The organism is Aquabacterium sp., assembly GCF_030652515.1.
GTDB lineage: Bacteria > Pseudomonadota > Gammaproteobacteria > Burkholderiales > Burkholderiaceae_C > Aquabacterium.
In genome coordinates this window covers 1-17,786 of sequence record NZ_JAUSAR010000055.1, presented here as the reverse complement: position 1 = coordinate 17,786, position 17,786 = coordinate 1, and the positions used below count along the sequence as shown (strand labels likewise).

18 protein-coding genes, 2 tRNA genes and 1 pseudogene are annotated in these 17,786 nt (G+C 63.8%); 4 read left to right on the top strand and 17 right to left on the bottom strand.

All coding sequences use genetic code 11. The annotated features are described in order from the left end of the window. Window positions 1–137: 137 nt before the first annotated feature. Window positions 138–1,115: a LysR family transcriptional regulator gene (locus tag Q7V20_RS06865; RefSeq protein WP_304788524.1), complete on the top strand. Its 978-nt coding sequence runs from the start codon at window positions 138–140 to the stop codon at window positions 1,113–1,115. A gap of 68 nt (window positions 1,116–1,183) precedes the next feature. Here Q7V20_RS06865 and Q7V20_RS06860 read toward each other — a convergent pair. The 15 genes from Q7V20_RS06860 to Q7V20_RS06790 form a co-directional block, all read right to left on the bottom strand. Next, window positions 1,184–1,259, bottom strand: a tRNA-Lys gene (locus Q7V20_RS06860). A 111-nt stretch (window positions 1,260–1,370) separates the two neighbouring features. Beyond that, window positions 1,371–1,446 (bottom strand) — tRNA-Lys (locus Q7V20_RS06855). Window positions 1,447–1,475: 29 nt separating this feature from the next. After that, window positions 1,476–2,249 carry a tRNA threonylcarbamoyladenosine dehydratase gene (locus Q7V20_RS06850; RefSeq protein ID WP_304788522.1) on the bottom strand — a complete coding sequence of 258 codons (774 nt, stop codon included), beginning with the start codon at window positions 2,247–2,249 and terminating at the stop codon, window positions 1,476–1,478. 2 nt (window positions 2,250–2,251) lie between these two features. Beyond that, a complete protein-coding gene (ybgF, locus tag Q7V20_RS06845) occupies window positions 2,252–3,067 on the bottom strand; it encodes a tol-pal system protein YbgF (protein ID WP_304788520.1) in 816 nt (271 codons plus the stop codon). Window positions 3,068–3,069: 2 nt separating this feature from the next. Beyond that, complete coding sequence (gene pal / locus Q7V20_RS06840; RefSeq protein WP_304788518.1) at window positions 3,070–3,651, bottom strand: peptidoglycan-associated lipoprotein Pal; 582 nt, start codon at window positions 3,649–3,651, stop codon at window positions 3,070–3,072. A gap of 46 nt (window positions 3,652–3,697) precedes the next feature. Then, window positions 3,698–5,029: a Tol-Pal system beta propeller repeat protein TolB gene (gene tolB / locus Q7V20_RS06835; protein WP_370652418.1), complete on the bottom strand. Its 1,332-nt coding sequence runs from the start codon at window positions 5,027–5,029 to the stop codon at window positions 3,698–3,700. Window positions 5,030–5,162: 133 nt separating this feature from the next. After that, complete coding sequence (gene rng / locus Q7V20_RS06830; RefSeq protein ID WP_304788517.1) at window positions 5,163–6,665, bottom strand: ribonuclease G; 1,503 nt, start codon at window positions 6,663–6,665, stop codon at window positions 5,163–5,165. Between the two features lie 42 nt (window positions 6,666–6,707). Then, window positions 6,708–7,364 (bottom strand): NAD(P)H-binding protein, encoded by a 657-nt coding sequence (locus tag Q7V20_RS06825; protein ID WP_304788515.1) that lies wholly within the window; start codon window positions 7,362–7,364, stop codon window positions 6,708–6,710. A gap of 9 nt (window positions 7,365–7,373) precedes the next feature. Then, window positions 7,374–7,997: a nucleoside triphosphate pyrophosphatase gene (locus Q7V20_RS06820; protein WP_304788513.1), complete on the bottom strand. Its 624-nt coding sequence runs from the start codon at window positions 7,995–7,997 to the stop codon at window positions 7,374–7,376. After that, a complete protein-coding gene (gene rlmH, locus Q7V20_RS06815) occupies window positions 7,994–8,464 on the bottom strand; it encodes a 23S rRNA (pseudouridine(1915)-N(3))-methyltransferase RlmH (RefSeq protein ID WP_300547053.1) in 471 nt (156 codons plus the stop codon). Before rlmH ends, Q7V20_RS06820 begins: the two co-directional genes overlap by 4 nt. After that, window positions 8,461–9,219 (bottom strand): ribosome silencing factor, encoded by a 759-nt coding sequence (gene rsfS, locus Q7V20_RS06810; RefSeq protein ID WP_304788509.1) that lies wholly within the window; start codon window positions 9,217–9,219, stop codon window positions 8,461–8,463. The genes rlmH and rsfS overlap by 4 nt, the downstream gene beginning before the upstream one ends. Continuing rightward, the gene (nadD, locus tag Q7V20_RS06805; protein WP_304788507.1) at window positions 9,220–9,885 is read right to left on the bottom strand and encodes a nicotinate-nucleotide adenylyltransferase; all 666 of its coding nucleotides are present in this window, start codon (window positions 9,883–9,885) and stop codon (window positions 9,220–9,222) included. Then, a complete protein-coding gene (gene hemF / locus Q7V20_RS06800; protein WP_304788505.1) occupies window positions 9,872–10,783 on the bottom strand; it encodes an oxygen-dependent coproporphyrinogen oxidase in 912 nt (303 codons plus the stop codon). Before hemF ends, nadD begins: the two co-directional genes overlap by 14 nt. After that, a complete protein-coding gene (purD, locus tag Q7V20_RS06795; protein ID WP_304788503.1) occupies window positions 10,780–12,063 on the bottom strand; it encodes a phosphoribosylamine--glycine ligase in 1,284 nt (427 codons plus the stop codon). Before purD ends, hemF begins: the two co-directional genes overlap by 4 nt. Before the next feature lie 16 nt (window positions 12,064–12,079). Next, on the bottom strand, window positions 12,080–12,802 hold the full coding sequence (locus tag Q7V20_RS06790) for a YebC/PmpR family DNA-binding transcriptional regulator (protein ID WP_304788501.1): 723 nt from the start codon (window positions 12,800–12,802) through the stop codon (window positions 12,080–12,082). A 140-nt stretch (window positions 12,803–12,942) separates the two neighbouring features. Here Q7V20_RS06790 and Q7V20_RS06785 point away from each other — a divergent pair, with 140 nt between their 5' ends. Continuing rightward, entirely contained in the window at window positions 12,943–14,502 is a 1,560-nt protein-coding gene (locus Q7V20_RS06785) for a helicase HerA-like domain-containing protein (RefSeq protein WP_304788499.1), read from the top strand. Window positions 14,503–14,523: 21 nt separating this feature from the next. On the opposite strand, the gene Q7V20_RS06780 is transcribed toward Q7V20_RS06785, so the two are convergent. Further along, a complete protein-coding gene (locus Q7V20_RS06780; protein ID WP_304788497.1) occupies window positions 14,524–14,940 on the bottom strand; it encodes a hypothetical protein in 417 nt (138 codons plus the stop codon). Between the two features lie 143 nt (window positions 14,941–15,083). Next, on the bottom strand, window positions 15,084–16,361 hold the full coding sequence (lplT, locus tag Q7V20_RS06775; protein WP_304788495.1) for a lysophospholipid transporter LplT: 1,278 nt from the start codon (window positions 16,359–16,361) through the stop codon (window positions 15,084–15,086). 116 nt (window positions 16,362–16,477) lie between these two features. Here lplT and alr point away from each other — a divergent pair, with 116 nt between their 5' ends. Both alr and Q7V20_RS06765 read left to right on the top strand, forming a co-directional pair. Continuing rightward, window positions 16,478–17,584, top strand: coding sequence for an alanine racemase (gene alr, locus Q7V20_RS06770; RefSeq protein WP_304788493.1), 1,107 nt, complete (start codon window positions 16,478–16,480; stop codon window positions 17,582–17,584). A gap of 90 nt (window positions 17,585–17,674) precedes the next feature. Further along, window positions 17,675–17,786: pseudogene (locus tag Q7V20_RS06765) on the top strand (acyl-CoA thioesterase); the annotation flags it as partial.

The following is a 17,786-nucleotide window of genomic DNA, read 5'->3' as shown; positions in this document are numbered from 1 at the left end:
CCCTGATGTGTTCACTGTAAAAGTGAGCAAAGCCCGGAAAAAGCACCGCAGCGCGAATGCACTATTCCAAAAACAAGAACAAAGCGGGACCATGGCGTGAAGTTTCAGTGCGAGCATGAGCGGTGAAAGGGGCAACCATGGACCGGCTTCAAAGCATGCAGATTTTCTGCCGCGTGATCGACCTCAATGGCTTCGCTGCTGCGGCGCGTGACCTGAACCTGTCGCCCTCGGTTGTCACCCGGTTGATCAACGAACTGGAAGAGCACCTGGGCTCGCGGCTGATCAACCGCACCACGCGCAAGCTGGTGCTGACCGAGGCGGGCGAGCGCTACCTGGAGCAGGTGCGCCGCATCCTGGCCGATGTGGCCCAGGTGGAGGCCGAGGTGGGCTCCGACGCAGCCGAACCCAGGGGGGTGCTCAAAGTGCTGGCACCACCGGCTTTTGCAGCGCACCAACTGGCCCCCATCCTGCCGCGCTTTCGCGCGCTGTACCCGCGCATCGCCATCGATTTGTCGGCCCCCGGGATGGTGGAGACCTTGGACGAAAACTTTGACGTGAGCATCATCGCGGCGCAAGGCAAACCGCTGGATGGCAGCTTCGTGGCCAGGCGGCTGGCCAGCTCAACGGTGGTGTTGTGCGCCTCGCCCGGCTACCTGAATCAGCACGGCAGGCCCACGCATCCACAAGAGCTTTTGCGGCACGACATGCTCAGCCCCAAGCGGCCTTGCGAGCTGACGTTTTACCCGGAGCCCGATGGTCAAGCCGACGGATCGCGCCCGCAGCCATTGACCCTGTCCCTGCCTTCCCCCACTTTGAGCACCGGGCATCTGGACACCACCCTGCACGCGACCGTGGCCGGCCTGGGGATTGGCGGGTTTCCCTCTTACGTGATCGCGCAAGCCCTGGCACAGGGCACGCTGGAGCGGGTGCTGCCGCAGTGGCGCTTGTTCGAGATGGGCATCTACGCGGCCATCCCTTCTCGCAGGCACCTGCCGGCCAAAACCCGGGCGTTCTTCGATTTTCTGGTCAGTACGTTTGGGGGCGAAGAGCGGGATCCGTGGCTGGGCAAGGGCAAAGCGGCTGATTTGGCCGTGTTGAGCCAGCGGGTGGCGTGAAGAAGGCACTGAAGAAGCAGGGAAGGAACGCCAAAGAAAAAGCCACCCAGAGGGTGGCTTTTGATGTTTGGTGGGCCCCGACAGATTCGAACTGTCGACCAACGGATTAAGAGTCCGCTGCTCTACCAACTGAGCTAGGAGCCCGAAAACTTAAATTTTAAACCTTGCATTGCTGCCAGGCTGCAAAGCTTGAGTACTTTGCCAAGACTTCAATTATAGAACGAAACCAAGCGTTTCGTCAAAAAACTGAAATTTTGGTGGGTCGAGCGAGACTCGAACTCGCGACCAACGGATTAAAAGTCCGCTGCTCTACCGACTGAGCTATCGACCCCCGAAAAGCCTAAGATTATAACGTGGTTTTCAGCCTTTGATCAACGTGTTGATCAGTTGTGCCGCTGAAACCATGCCGAAGGTCGCGGTCACCACCACGCTGGAGCCATAGCCATGGCAGTTCAACGAGCCATCACCGATGTCGCAGTCGGCATCTTGGGGGGGCAGCACCGCCTCGCGCGAGAACACGCAAGCCAGGTTCATGCACCCCTTGCGCGCGCCCTCATGGCGCTGGCGCAAACGCTGCCGCACGCTGGCCAGCAAGGGATCGTGGGTCACCTCGGACAAGTCGCTCACCTGGACCAGCTGCGGCTGGGATTTGCCCCCCGCCGCGCCCACGGCCACCACCGGCACCTGGTGAGCCCAGCCCCAGGCAGAGATGGCGGCCTTGGCCTTGACCTGGTCGCAGCAATCGATCACACCGTCCAGCGCTTGGGCCGACAGCAGTTCGGCCACATTGGCCTCGTCGATGAACTCTTCAACCGTGTGCACCACGCAGCCCGGGTGGATCTGCGCGATGCGGTCCTTCAAAGCCAACACCTTGGCTTGGCCCACGGTGCTGTCCAGCGCATGCACCTGACGGTTGATGTTGGACTCGGCCACGTGGTCCAGGTCGACCAGGGTCAACTCGGCCACGCCACTGCGCGCCAGGGCTTCGGCCGCCCATGAACCCACGCCGCCCACACCAATCACGGCGATGCGCGCCGCGCGCAGGCGCTCGTAAGCCGCAGCGCCATGCAGGCGGCGCAGGCCACCAAACCGGCGCTCCAGGTCGGGCTGCTCGTTCGTGATCACCAACGCCACGCTCAGTTCTTGCGCGGTGCCGCCTTGGCCGCGGCGGTGGACGCGCTGGCCAGGCGCTCGCGCGCAGCCTGGGCCGCTTCAGAGTCCGGATAGTTCTTGATCAGATCGTCCAATGCCTTGCGGGCCGCCTTGGTCTCTTTGAGCTCGGTGTGGCAATTGGCGATGGACAGCATGGCCTCGGGCGCGCGGGCATGCGTGGGGGCTTGCGTCAACAAGGCGCGGAAGCTGACCAGTGCCTCCTTGTAATTGCGCAAACCGTATTGCGCATTGCCCTGCCAGTACAAAGCCGACTCGCGGTAACCCGTCGAGGGATAGCGTTTGATCAGGCCACCCAGGCCTGCCGCGCCACCGGCAAAGTCGGCTTGCCGCAGCTTGGCCAGCGCGTCTTCAAACAACGCTTTCTCTTCGGGCTCGACCTGGAAGGTCTTGCCATCCAGGTTCACCGTTTGCGGCTCCAGCTTGCGCACGCGTTCGTCCACGCCTTGCTGCAAATCCTTTTGATGACGTTGCAGCTCGGACAGGTCGCGGGTCAGCAATTCGTTCTGGCCGCTTTGCCGGGCCAGGTCGCTGCGCAACAGTTCGAGTTGCGCATTCAAATCAACCAGGCTGCGCTTGACCTGGTCCAGCTGCGCGTTCAGGGCGCTCAGCTTGGCGTTGCTGGCCTCGTTGTCCTTGGTGCGTTGCTGGCGCAACTCCAGGATGGCACGGCGTGCCTCGTCATCGTCCAGCAAACCCGCATGGGCGCTGAGCGCCCCGCAAGCCGAAGCCAGGGCCAGCACCCAGGGGCGCACACGGTTCAACATCAACGCGGCCCCCATGATCAACGGTCTTTGAACTCAGCGCGGCGGTTCTTGGCCCAGGCTTCCTCGGTGCTGCCGGTGGCGGCCGGACGCTCTTCACCAAAGCTCACGGCTTCGACCTGGTCGGCCGACACGCCCAGCAGGGTCAGGGACTTGACGACGGCTTCAGCGCGCTTCTGGCCCAGCGCCAGGTTGTACTCACGGCCACCGCGTTCGTCGGTGTGCCCTTCGATGAACAGCTTCTTGCTGCGGATGGTGGTCAGCACCTTGCCGTAGCCGTCCAGCACGGGGAGGAACTCGTCCTTGACGATGAAGCTGTCGAAGTCAAAGTAGATGACGCGGGGCAGGCCACTCAGTGCGGCATTGGCGCCAGCGTCAGCATCGGCCGCCACCACGGGCGCCACGGTCGAGGCCGCATTGGAAGACGATGACGTGCCGGTGCTGCCCGACACATTGCGCGACTCGATCGGAGGCGCCTTGTCATCCAGCTTGACGGAGCTGCAGCCGGCCATCCACAGGGTGGACGCGCCCACCAGGCCGACCACGGCCAAGCGAATGGCACGTGCGGAAATCGAAGCGGAAGTTGATTGGATCGGGTTCATGAAGGCTCCTTACAAAGGTCAATCAAAAGATTCAAGAAAATGGTGATCAGCGTTTCGGGCCGACGATGTCAGGGCCCCAGACGGGCTCGCGGACATCGGCTTGCGGCGTGGCCAGGCTGGCCTTGATGCGGCCATCGAGTGAGGTGGTCATGAGCACGTCGCGGCCCTGGCTGCGTGTGGCGTAGATGATCTGTTTGCTGTTGGGCGCGAAGCTGGGGCTTTCGTCATCGCGGGTGTCGGTGAGAACGCGCACTGTGCCGGTGGACAACTCCATCAGGTGCACCTTGTAGGCGCCGTTGACCTGGCCGATGAAGGTCAGCCAGCGGCCATCGGGGCTCAAGGCGGGGCTGATGTTGTACGGTCCATTGAAGGTGACGCGCTGGGCGCTGCCGCCTGCCAGCGGCGTTTTGTAGATCTGTGGGCTGCCACCGCGGTCGCTGACGAAATAGAGGGTGCTGCCATCGGCCGACCACGCCGCTTCGGTGTCGATGCCACCGCTTTGCGTCAGGCGCCGAACGTTGTCCCCATCCATGCCCATCACGAACAGTTGCGAACCGCCATCGCGGCTGAGCGTGACGGCCATCTGTTTGCCGTCGGGCGACCAGGCCGGAGCGCTGTTGGTGCCCTTGAAGCTGGCCAGCACGCGTCGGCGGCCCGTGGTCAGCTCTTGCGCCATGACCTTGGCCTTGCCACCTTCAAAGGACACATAGGCCAGCTTGCCACCGTCGGGCGACCAGGCGGGCGAGATGATCGGCTCGTTGCTGGTCAGGGCATCGCGCTCGCCCTTGCCATCGGAATCGGCCACCCACAGCACGTAGCGGCGGCCGGTCTTGGCCACGTAGGCGATGCGCGTGGCGAAAGCGCCCTTGTCGCCCGTCAGCTTTTCATAGATGTCGTCGGCGATGCGGTGGGCGGCCAAGCGCAGGTCGGCGGCGGGCACGACCAGGCTCTGCACGCCCAGGTCTTTGTTGCGGGCGGCATCCCACAGGCGATAGCGGATGTCGAAACGGCCATCGGCCAAGGGCAGGATGGAGCCCGCCAGCAAGGCGTCGGCGCCTTTGCCGCGCCAGTCGGTCAGCACCGGGCGCGAGGTCTCGTCCAGCTTGTCGGCCGAAGCGTCCAGCGTTTTGAACAGGCCGCAGCGCTGCAGGTCGGCGGTCACGATGCTGGCGATGGGCTGGGGCACGCCCTCTTCGCCCTTGAAGCGCCCGATGGCCACCGGAATCTGCGTGGCGCCCACGCCCGCGATCTCGACCCGGAACTGGGCCCAGGCCGGGCTGGCAGACCACAGGCCTGCGGCCGCCATGGCACCGCACAGTGCCAGGGTTTTCAGGTGCCCACGGCGGGCAGTGTCCAGCGCGGGCTCGGCAGAGGTCATCGGGTGTTCAAGCATCGTGTCGATAAGGGGGTTCATCAATGTGAAGTGGCGATTGTGCCGCGTGTGCCATACACCGCAGTTCCACAGGGTGTTGCCACGTGCAAAGTCATGTAAAGCGCCTCACCGGTGGTTCTCAAAGCAGGACGATGTCGTACTGCTCGGGCGACACCCAGGGCTCGGTCTGCAAGGAGATGGGCTTGCCGATGAAATCGATCAAACCGGCCAGGTGCTGGCTTTCCTCGTCGAGCAACATTTCCACCACTGCGGCACTGGCCACCACGCGGAATTCGCGCGGGTTGAACTGGCGCGCCTCACGCAGGATCTCGCGCAGAATGTTGTAGCAAACCGTGCGCGCCGTCTTGACCTGGCCGCGCCCTTCGCAGGTGGGGCAAGGTTGGCACAGCATGTGGGCCAGCGATTCGCGCGTGCGTTTGCGCGTCATCTCGACCAGACCCAGCGGCGAAAAGCCACTGATGGTGAGCTTGGTGCGGTCGCGGCTCATTTGCTTGCGGAACTCGGCCAGCACGTTGTCACGGTGGTCCTCGCGCAGCATGTCGATGAAGTCGACGATGATGATGCCGCCCAGATTGCGCAGCCGCAATTGGCGCGCGATGGCCTGCGCGGCCTCCAGATTGGTCTTGAAGATGGTGTCGTCGAAATTGCGAGCACCCACGTAGCCGCCGGTGTTGACGTCGATGGTGGTCAGGGCTTCGGTCTGGTCGATGATCAGGTAGCCACCCGACTTGAGGTCAACCCGGCGTGCCAGGGCTTTTTCGATTTCCTGGTCAATGTTGTACAGATCGAAGATGGGCCGCTCGCCCTTGTAGTGCTGGAGTTTTTCGACCGAGGTGGGCGTGAACTCGGCGCCAAAGGCGCGCAGGGCATCGAACTGGATCAGCGAATCGATGCGGATGTTGACCGTCTCGTCGATGACCAGGTCGCGCAGCACGCGTTGGGCCAGGTTCAGGTCCTGGTGCAGCAAGGAACCGGGTGCAGCCTTGAGGCCTTGCTCGCGGATGGTGGCCCAGGTTTTGCGCAGGTAGGCGATGTCGGCGCCCAGCTCTTCGTCAGTCGCGTCTTCGGCATTGGTGCGCAGGATGAAGCCGCCCGAGCGCGTGCGCCCTTCCTTGCTGTCGGCCTCACCCAGCAGCTGCAGCATGCGGGCGCGCAGTTGATCGCGCAGCTCGGGCGAACCGATCTTTTGCGAGATGCCGATGTGATCGTCTTGCGGCAGGAAAACCAACAGGCGACCCGCGATGCTGATCTGCGACGACAGGCGCGCGCCCTTGGTGCCGATGGGGTCCTTGAGGACCTGCACCATCAGCGTCTGGCCTTCGTGCAGGCGCTTTTCAATGGGGGTGGCGCTGTCGGGTGAGCGGGCGCTGCCGCGCTGGCTGGGGTCTTCGCGGTGCAGGTCGGCCACGTGCAAGAACGCGGCGCGCTCCAGGCCAATGTCGATGAAAGCCGATTGCATGCCAGGCAACACGCGCGCCACACGGCCGGCGTAGACGTTGCCAACCAGGCCGCGCTCCAGCGTGCGCTCGACGTGCAGCTCCTGGACGGCGCCGTTTTCAACCACGGCGACGCGGGTCTCCTGCGGGGTCCAGTTGATCAGAATATCGTGTGAGTGGGCCATCTGATTTCCTGAATGTTCATGGGTAGAGTCAGCTCAGGCGCCTCAGTTCAATCTCAGCTCAAGGTTAGTGAGGCCATGCACGCCAGGACGACCGGATTTGGCCGCATTGACCAGGCCCTGCGCGACCTGGCGGGCTTGCACGGGGCGATAACGCTCGGGCAGCAGCCAGCCGAATTTCAGGCCAATGCGCTCGGCGATGCGCACCTCGTCCCGCTCACCGGCCAGCAAGGAGGGGCGCGCGAAGGTGACCGATTCAAAGCCGATGGCAGCAATGGCTTCTTCCAGCTCGCCCTTGACGCGGCTGTAAAACACCTTGGATTTGGCGTCGGCCCCGGTGGCGCTGACCAGCAAAAAACGCTTGGCCCCCTGGGCCTTGGCCAACTGGGCCACCTGCAGCGGGTAGTCAAAATCCACCTGGCGAAAGGCCCCGCGCGAGCCCGCCTTGGCAATGGTGGTGCCCAGGGCGCAGAACACCCAATCGGCGGCGAGCCAATCGGCGTGGGTTTCCAACCGGTCAAAATCAGCCACGCAAACCTGCACCTTGGGCGAGTCCACAGCCATGGGCCGACGCACCAGGACGCGCACGGAACCCACGGCGGGGTCTTGCGTCAACAAACGCAGGCATTGCTGGCCGACCAAACCCGTTGCGCCGACAAGCAGCGCCACGGGCCGGGTCGCGGAGGGGGTTTCAGTGGTCATGCAGGTGGGTCAAAACCGCCAGCCCAAGGGCCTGAGCAATTCGGCGGTTTCATACAAAGGCAGGCCCATGATGCCACTGTAGCTGCCCTCGATCTTTGGCATCCAGGCGGCGGCCTGGCTTTGAATGGCGTAAGCGCCAGCCTTGCCCATGGGTTCGCCGCTGGCCACGTAGCGGTCGATTTCATCGGCACTGATGGTGCGCCAGGTCACATGCGAGGTGCTGAGCAAGCAGTTGCCGTCCACCACCACAGCGGTCAAGACGCGGTGCGTGCGGCCGGACAAACGCGCCAGCATGCGGGCCGCGTCGGCATGGTCAACCGGCTTGGCCAGGATGTCGGGGCCGATCGCCACGGTGGTGTCGGCACACAGCACCGGCGCCGTGGGCAGACCTTGTGTGGCTTGGCGGCTGGCCAGGCGCAGACGTGCGGCTTCCCATTTGGCCAGAGTCACGCGCCGCACATAGTCTTCGGGCGACTCGCCAGCGCGCTCGGCCTCCAACGCTTCAGCGTCTTCATGGGGCTCGGGCAGCAGCAGTTCGTGGCGCACGCAGAGTTGGTCCAGCAGTTGGCGCCGACGTGGGCTTTGGGAGGCCAGGTAGATGAACGGGGCTTCCAGCTCAGACACGGTGCTCATGCGCGGTGATACGGGTGGTTGTTGCGCAATGACCAGACGCGGTAGAGCTGCTCCAGCAGCAGCACCCGTGCCAGTGCATGCGGCAAAGTCAGGTCCGACAAACGCAGGGTTTCGTCGGCGGTTTTTTTGAGGGCAGGGTCGATGCCATCAGCCCCGCCAATGACGAAGGCCACATCGCGACCATCGTTGAGCCAGGCCTCGGCACGTTGCGCCAACTCGACGCTGGTCAGGCGGCTGCCACGTTCATCCAGGATGACGCGGCGCACGTCACGGCCCAAGGCCGCCTCGATGCGAGCAGCTTCGGCCTGCATGATGGCGGGCACCGACTTGCCACCTTCCCGGGGCTCGGCCTTGAGGGCCTTGACCTCGACTTTCCAATCAGCCGGAAAGCGCTTGAGGTAGTCCTCACAGGCGGTTTCCGCCCAGGCTGGCTGGCGTTGGCCAATGGCCACCACCGTCAGCTTCATGAAGCCTTGCGGGCCACTTTCTTGGCAGCCACCATCTTGCGGACAGGCGCCTTCTTGGCAGCAACCTTTTTAGCCGCCACCTTTTTGCCAGCGACCTTCTTCACGCCGGGCTTGTTGACCACCATGGTCTTGGGCACCACAGGGATCGCTGCGGCCACCTTCTTGGCAGCGGCCTTCTTGGCGGCAATTTTCTTGGCCGCCACGGGCACGCGGTTGGAGGTGGAGCGCTCGGCCGGGGTTTTGGCCACGGCTTTTTTGGCAGGCACCTTCTTGGCAGCGGCCTTTTTGGCGGCAACCGTCCTGACCGGTGCATCCAGCTTGCCTGCCACCGATTTGCGGCCAGACTTCCTGGGTGCAGCGTCCTCCTCGTCGTCCATGGGCTCGGACGCCTTGACCAGGCGGGTGACCACGTCGTTGAGCTTGATCTTGATGGGTTTTTCGCCCCAGATCTCTTCCAGCAGGTAGTACTGGCGGATGGCGGGCTGCATCAGGTGCACCACGGCGGCGGCGCAGTCCACGATGATCCACTCGCCATTGTCTTCGCCCTCGGTGCGCATGACGTCAAAACCAGCGGCCCGGACCGACTTGCGAACGCTGGCGGCCAGCGCCTTGGTCTGCCGGTTGGACGTGCCCGATGCGACGATCACCCGCTCGAACAGGGCCGAGAGGTGCTCGGTGTTGAAGACGACGATGTCTTGGCCCTTGACGTCTTCGAGGCCATCGACGATGGCGCGTTGCAGTTTACGGATGTCCATTCAGCGGGGGGTGCCAGCGGCGTAGAGTTGATGTTGTTCAATATAGCGCGCCACGGCGTTTGACACCATGGCGGGCACGAGGGTCTGGGCGGCATCCCCACGGGCCAAACGGGCCCGGATGTCGGTCGAGGAAACGGCCATTTCAGGCATCGGCAACACCACCATTCGGTGAGGGTGTGATGCCAATGCAGGATCGGGTCGGGGCACTTGCCCTGCACGGCTGGCCACGGCCAGGGTCACGCGCCGGGTCAGCTCGGGCCAGTCATGCCAGGTGTGCAGATTGGCGTACTGGTCCTGGCCAAGGATCAGAAACCAGCGGTCGACCAGGCTGGCATCGGTCAGGGATTCGGTGTTTTGCAGGGCCCGAACGGTGTCGAGAGTGTACGACGGACCGGCGCGGTCGGCTTCCAGGGTATCGACAGCGAAGCGCGGCTCGTGTTCAGTGGCCAGCCGGACCATGGCAATGCGGTGCTCGGCGGGTGCCAGTTGACGCGTCTTTTGCCAAGGGTGGCCCGCCGGGATCCAGCGAATTTCGTCGAGTTGGAGGTGGCTCAAAGCGGTCTGCGCCAAGGCGACGTGCGCCCGGTGAACCGGGTCGAAGCTGCCGCCGAACAGGCCGATCTTTCGGCCAGCGCGGCCCGTCGGTGATGGCTCAGACCCAATCACGCGGTGGCAGGAAGTCGGAGTACAAACGCGCCTCGGGCGTGCCGGGCTCGGGGTGCCAGTCGTAGCGCCACTTCACGATGGGCGGCATCGACATCAGGATGCTTTCGGTGCGGCCACCCGACTGCAGGCCGAACAGGGTGCCACGGTCCCACACCAGGTTGAACTCAACGTAGCGGCCACGGCGGAAAGCCTGGAAATCGCGCTCGACCTCGGTGTAAGGCGTGTCGCGGCGGCGTTTCAAGATGGGCAGGTAAGACTCGACAAAGGCATCACCGACCGAACGGGTCATGGCAAAACCTTGCTCAAAGCCCAGCTCCGAGAAGTCGTCGTAAAAGATACCGCCGACGCCGCGTGCTTCGTTGCGGTGCTTGAGGAAGAAGTACTCATCGCACCACTTCTTGAAGCGCGGGTGCTTGTCGTCGCCGAAGGGCAGCAGCGCATCTTGGCAGGTGCGGTGGAAATGTTGGGCGTCTTCTTCAAACCCGTAATACGGCGTGAGGTCCATGCCGCCGCCGAACCAGGCCACCACGTCTCCATCGGGCTTGTGCGCGGCCAGCATGCGCACATTCATATGCACCGTGGGCGCAAAAGGATTGCGGGGATGGAAGACCAGGGACACGCCCATGGCCTCGAATGGGCAGCCTGCCAACTCGGGCCGGTGCTGCGTGGCCGAAGGCGGCAACTGCGGCCCTTTGACGTGCGAGAAGTTGCAGCCGCCACGCTCCAGCACCACGCCTTCTTCAATCACGCGAGAACAGCCATCGCCCTGCAGGCGTTCGCCAGGCTCGCGCACCCAGGCATCGCGCTTGAACGGGGTGCCATCCTCAAGCTCGAAGGCCGCGACGATGCGGTCTTGCAAGCCCAGCAAATAGGCGCGAACGGCAGTGGTGTCCATCATCGCTTGTTGATGGCGCGCCAGCCAATGTCGCGGCGGAACTGCATGCCATCGAACTGGATGCCCAGCAGGTATTCATAGGCGCGTTGCTGCGCCAGCTTGGCCGAGTCACCCAGGGCGGTCACGCACAAGACGCGCCCGCCATTGGTCACCACCTTGCCATCGACGAGTTGCGTGCCCGCGTGGAACACCATCGCGTCATCCGCATCGGCGGGCAAGCCGGTGATGACGTCGCCCTTCTTCGGCGACAGCGGGTAGCCACCCGCGGCCACGACCACGCCCAGCGCGAAACGGCGGTCCCACTGCAGCTCGACCTGGTCGAGGGTGCCGTCGGTGGCGCTGAAGAACACGTCCACCAGGTCGCTCTTCAAACGCATCATGATCGGCTGCGTTTCAGGGTCGCCCATGCGGCAGTTGAATTCCAGCGTCTTGGGGTTGCCTTGCGCATCGATCATCAGGCCGGCGTACAAGAAGCCGGTGAAGGGGATGCCATCCTTGCCCATGCCCGCCAGCGTCGGCAGGATGATGTCCTGCATGGCCTTGGCGTGCACATTGGGCGTGACCACGGGGGCGGGCGAGTAAGCCCCCATGCCGCCGGTGTTGGGGCCTTCGTCAGCGTCCAGCAGGCGCTTGTGGTCCTGGCTGGTGGCCAGCACAGCCACGTTCTTGCCATCGGCCAGCACGATGAAGCTGGCTTCTTCGCCTTGCAAAAATTCTTCGATCACCACGCGGGCGCCACCGGCGTTGTGCGTCACGCCCAGCTTGTTGTCCAGCAACATGAAGTCGATGGCTTCATGCGCCTCGGCCAAGGTCATGGCCACGACCACGCCCTTGCCCGCCGCCAAGCCATCGGCCTTGATGACGATGGGGGCGCCGTGCTTGTCCACGTAGGCATGCGCCGCCGTGGCGTCGGTGAAGGTCTCGTAAAAGGCCGTGGGGATGCCATGGCGCTTCATGAAATCCTTGGCGAAGGCCTTGGAGCTTTCCAGCTGCGCGGCCGCCTTGGTGGGGCCGAAGATGCGCAGACCCCGCGCGCGGAATTCATCGACCACGCCCGCCGCCAGCGGGGCCTCGGGGCCCACCACGGTCAGGTTGATCTTCTCGGTTTCAGCGAAGTCGGCCAGGGCCTTGACGTCGGTGATGTCGATGTTGACCAAGTGCGGACTGCGGGCCGTGCCGCCATTGCCCGGTGCCACGTAGACCTTTTGAGCCTTGGGCGATTGGGCGAGTTTCCAGGCCAGGGCATGTTCGCGTCCACCCGAGCCGATCACAAGAATATTCATACAGTCCGTCGATTCTTCAATTCAATTCTGCGTTGTGGAACACATCCTGGGCATCGTCCAGGTCTTCCAGCATGTCCAGCAATTTTTGCTGGCGGGCGGCATCTTCGCCCGTCAATTCAACCGTGTTTTCAGCGCGCATGGTCACTTCGGCCACCTCGGGGGTCAATCCCACGTTCGTCAAGGCCGCCTTGATGGCTTCGAACGCCAGCGGCGGGGTCAAGACTTCAATGGAACCGTCGTCGTGGGTGATGACGTCGTCGGCCCCCGCCTCCAGCGCCACTTCCATGACCTTGTCCTCGCTCACGCCCGGGGCAAAGATGATCTGGCCGCAGTGCTTGAACTGGAACGCGACCGAACCTTCCGTGCCCAGGTTGCCACCGTACTTGCTAAAAATGTGCCTGACCTCGGCCACCGTGCGCACGCGGTTGTCGGTCATGCAATCGATGATGACGGCGGCGCCGCCGATGCCGTAGCCCTCGTAGCGCACTTCCTCGTAGTTCACGCCCTCGAGGTTGCCCGTGGCCTTGTCGACGTTGCGCTTGATGGTGTCGGCGGGCATGTTGGCCGCCTTGGCTTTTTCAATGGCCAGGCGCAGGCGCGGGTTGACGTCCAGGTCGCCGCCACCCAGGCGGGCCGCGACGATGATTTCGCGGATGACCCGGGTCCAGACCTTGCCTCGCTTCTCATCTTGGCGGCCCTTGCGGTGCTGGATGTTGGCCCATTTGGAATGTCCGGCCATGGTGTGTGTGCTCCAAACTGTTTTTCGCCGCAAAACGGCGCGTCGCGCACCACATCGGGAGGGCGCGCGAACATGATTTGCAGAGATACTGAGATCTCGTGATTTCCCGAATTTTACCTTTGCCCTCAGGAGCCCCGTTCATGGCCGACCCAATTCTGATTGCCCGCCACGGCGAGACCGAATGCCACCTGCTGCCGGAACTGGCCAATCGGCACGGCCTGATCACGGGCGCCACAGGCACCGGCAAGACCATCACGCTGCAAAATCTGGCCGAGAACTTCTCGAAACTGGGGGTGCCGGTCTTCATGGCCGACATCAAGGGCGACCTGACCGGCATCTCGCAGGCGGGCACCCTCAGCCCCAAGCTGGCGGGCATCCTGAAAGAACGCGGCATTGAGCCCCCTGCCGCTCTGGCCTGCCCCACGGCCCTGTGGGACGTGTTCGGCGCGCAAGGCCACCCCGTGCGCGCCACCGTGTCCGACATGGGCCCGCTGCTGCTGTCGCGCATGCTGAATTTGAACGACACGCAACAGGGCGTGCTGCAGCTCGTGTTCAAGATCGCCGATGACAACGGCCTGCTGCTGCTGGATCTGAAAGACCTGCGCGCCATGTTGCAGCACGTGGGCGACAACGCCAGCCAATTCACCACCGAATACGGCAACATCAGCCCGGCCAGCGTGGGTGCCATCCAGCGCGGCCTCATGCAGGTGGAAGAGCAAGGCGGCGACCAATTCTTCGGCGAGCCCATGCTCGACATCCACGATTTCATGCAGACCACAGACGGCAAGGGCGTGATCAACATCCTGGCCGCCGACAAGCTGATGAATGCGCCACGGTTGTACGCCACCTTCCTGCTGTGGATGCTGTCGGAATTGTTCGAATCGCTGCCGGAAGTGGGCGACCTGGACAAGCCCAAGCTGGTGTTTTTCTTCGACGAAGCCCACTTGCTGTTCACCGACGCGCCCAAGGCCCTGATCGAGCGCATCGAGCTGGTGGTGCGCCTGGTGCGCTCCAAGGGCGTGGGCGTTTATTTCGTCACTCAAAATCCGCTGGACGTGCCGGAAACCGTGCTGGGCCAATTGGGCAACCGCGTGCAGCACGCCCTGCGCGCCTTCACCCCGCGTGACCAAAAGGCCGTCAAGTCGGCCGCCGACACCATGCGCGCCAACCCCGGCCTGGACATCGCCACCGCCATCACCGAACTGGCGGTGGGCGAAGCCTTGATCAGTTGCCTGGACGAGAAAGGCCGCCCGGGCATCACGCAACGGGTGTTCGTGCTGCCGCCCGGCAGCCAGATCGGCCCGATCAGGCCTGAACAGCGCAAGACGTTGTTGAACACCTCGCTGGTGGCTGGCGTGTACGAAAAGGTGGTGGATCGGGACTCGGCCTACGAGAAGCTGAAGGGCCGCGCCGCCGCCACACCCACGCGCGAGCAGGCTGAAGCCAATCCGCCAAGCTCGATGCGAGAGGAAGCAGAAGCTGCCGTGCGAGGCCAAGGCAAAGCCACGACCAGCCAGCCAGCGCCGGATGCCGGCGGCTCGTGGCTGGGCGACCTGCTCAAGGGCAACGGGCGCAATGACTCCGTGTTGGAAACCGTGGCCAAATCGGCCGCGCGCACCATCGGATCATCGGTGGGCCGCGAACTCATCCGTGGCGTGCTGGGCTCGCTGCTGGGCGGCAGCAAAAGCCGACGCCGCTGAGCGCGTGGAGCTGGAGGCCGATCAACGGTCTCCGTGGTGACCTCGGCCACCGCCATCGTGATACCCATGGTTTTGACCACGTTCATAGCCGCGGCGGTAGCCATGGGCGTAAGCCTCGGCACGACCATGGCGATGCCCGTGGCGCCAAGCAGCGTGCGGAGGACGGTAATGGGATGGTGGCACTTGGTAGACCACGGGCTGCACGCCGTAATAGCCCCGCGGAACGACCACCCGGGGCTGAACATACACCGGTTGTGGCGGGTAGTAATAAGCGGGCCCGTTGGACACAACGGCATTCACGTGGCCAGGGCCATGAATCATGGGGGCATTCACCCCCACCGACCAGGACACACCGCCTGCGTTAGCCACACCGGCCACGGCCAACAAGCCCGTGACAGCCAATGTTTTGGATCGAGAAAAAAATTGGCGAACATTCATGCTGTTTCTCCTGTGCGTGACGGCTGGCCCTGGACGAACAAGCGGCCCGTTCTCCGTCATGCCTCTACAACGGCCAGCTTAATGCCGCCGATGACAGGACTTCGTAAAGCTATGTTGCGCTTGTGTGAGCGTTGGTGACTCGGTCAGTGACAATCACTGCGAGCCACGGCCAGCAGCCGCTCGACCTCTTCACGGTGGTGAACCGTGTTGCTGCGGTGCCAGAACCAGATGACCAGCATGGCCGACGCCACCACCAGACCAAAAGCCGTGATGGCCCCATACGCCGACAAACCGGACTTGGTCAGCCCGCTGTACATCGCCCCCATCACCAGGATGGCCGCCTGCTCGTTGAAGTTTTGCACCGCGATGGACCGCCCTGACCCCATCAGATTGTGGCCGCGGTGCTGCAACAAGGCATTCATCGGCACCACCAGGAACCCGCCCAATCCGCCCAGGATGATCATGAAAGGCACCGCCACTTCAATGTCACGGATCATGTTCATGCCCAGCACCAGCACGCCCATGGCCACGCCCAGGGGGATCACCCGAGTGGCCTGGTCCAGGCGCATCTTGGCCGAGGCCAGCACCGCGCCCACCGCCGTGCCCACCGCCACCACGCCCACCAGGGCCGAGGCCTGGGTGGTGTCGTAACTCAAGGCCACGCCGGCCCAGGCCAGCACGATGTAGCGCAGATTGCCGGACACGCCCCAGAACAGCGTGGTGGTGCCCAGAGAGATCTGCCCCAGCTTGTCTTTCCACAAACGGCGGTTGCAATCGAAGAAATCACCCACCAAAGACCACAGGTGCGTGGGCAAGGGTTGCAGGGGCGTTTCGGTGCGGGGGATGCGCAGATTGAACAAGGCCGCCAGCACATACAGCAGGATCATGGTGGCGATGGCCGCCTCGGGGGGCGTGTCCACACCCGTGTCGATCCAGGGCAGGTCAACGGCCAGCAGGTAGGGCGACACGACGGCGCCCATCAATTGCCCGCCCAGGACCACACCCAGGATGATCGAGCCGATGGTCAAGCCTTCGATCCAGCCATTGGCCTTGACCAACTGCGAGGGCGGCAACAACTCGGTCAGGATGCCGTACTTGGCCGGCGAATAGGCGGCGGCGCCCAGGCCCACCACGGCATAGGCGATCAGGGGATGGCTGCCAAACAGCATCATCAGGCAGCCGACCACCTTGATGCTGTTGGAGAAGAACATGACCCGGCCTTTGGGCACCGCGTCGGCAAAGGCGCCCACGAACGGGGCCAGCACCACGTAGAACAAGGCGAACATGGGCACCAGTGCCGCAGGTTGCCAATCAGGAGCGCCCGAACTTTTCAGCAATTCCACCGCGGCCACGAACAAGGCGTTGTCGGCGAGCGAGCTGAAGAACTGCGCCGCCATGATGGTGAAAAAGCCTTTTTTCATAAGCGGGCAGTCACTGTCTTCATGCGTGTGATGTTGGACCTTCGCCACCCACCAGACATCGGTAAAGCGGCAGGCCAAGCCGCGGTTTATAGCATGGCCACTGGCACAATCCCCTCATGCCCCGTCCCTTAGAAGCCCTCATCCACGTCGATGCCCTCCTCCATAACTTGCGGCGTGCCAGCGAATGCGCGCCAGACGCGCGGGTGTGGGCCGTGGTCAAGGCCAATGCCTACGGTCATGGCATCGAGCGCGCCTTTGAAGGCCTTCGCGCCGCCGACGGCTTCGCCCTGCTGGACATCGCCGAAGCTCAGCGCTTGCGCCAACTGGATTGGCGCGGCCCCATCCTGTTGCTGGAGGGCGTGTTCGAAGCGCGCGACCTGGAGTGGTGCTCGCGCCTGGGTCTGTGGCACGTGGTGCACTGCGATGAGCAGATCGACTGGCTGGCCCAGCACAAAACCGAATGGCCGCACCGCGTCTTCCTGAAGATGAACACCGGCATGAACCGATTGGGTTTCACGCCGCCGGCCTTTCGCAGCGCCTGGGCGCGCTTGTCGGCCTTGCCGCAAGTCGACGAGGTGTCCCTGATGACGCACTTTTCGGACGCGGACGGGCCACGTGGCATTGCCCACCAGACTGAGCTGTTCCTGCGCACCTGCGCCGATCTGAGCGGCGAGCGCAGCCTGTGCAACAGCGCAGGCACCTTGCGCCATGCCCATGACGCCAGCGTGCGTGGCGACTGGGTCCGCCCGGGCATCATGCTGTACGGCTCATCGCCCGACTACCCGGAGCACAGCGCCGGGCATTGGGGCCTGCAAGCCACCATGACGCTGAAGTCCCACGTGATCGCCATCCAGCACCTGGCAGTCGGCGACACGGTGGGCTATGGCAGCCGCTTCGTCGCGGACCGAGACATGCGTGTGGGCGTGGTCGCTTGCGGCTATGCCGACGGCTACCCTCGCCACGCCCCCGATGGCACCCCTGTGCTGGTCGATGGCGTGCGCGTGCCCTTGATCGGGCGCGTATCGATGGACATGGTCACGGTGGACCTCAGCGCGGCGCCCCAAGCCCGGGTGGGCAGCGAAGCCACCTTGTGGGGCCGTGGCCCGCTGGTCGATGGCCAACCCACCTTGCTGGCCATCGACGACGTGGCCCAGCATTGCGGCACCGTGGGCTACGAGTTGATGTGCGCGCTGTCGCAACGTGTTCCGGTCAACGCCGTGTAAGTGCCGCATGAGTGCACCATTTCGGCACAACACTTGCATGCAGTCGTTCCTTTTGACCCGCCCCCAATGAGTTTTGCACCAGAATCAAGCATGGACATCGACCACCACCGCCACCAGTTGCGCATGACCTTGCTCATGACGCCCGACATGGCCAACTTCTCCGGCAATGTCCACGGCGGCACCATCCTCAAGCTGCTCGACC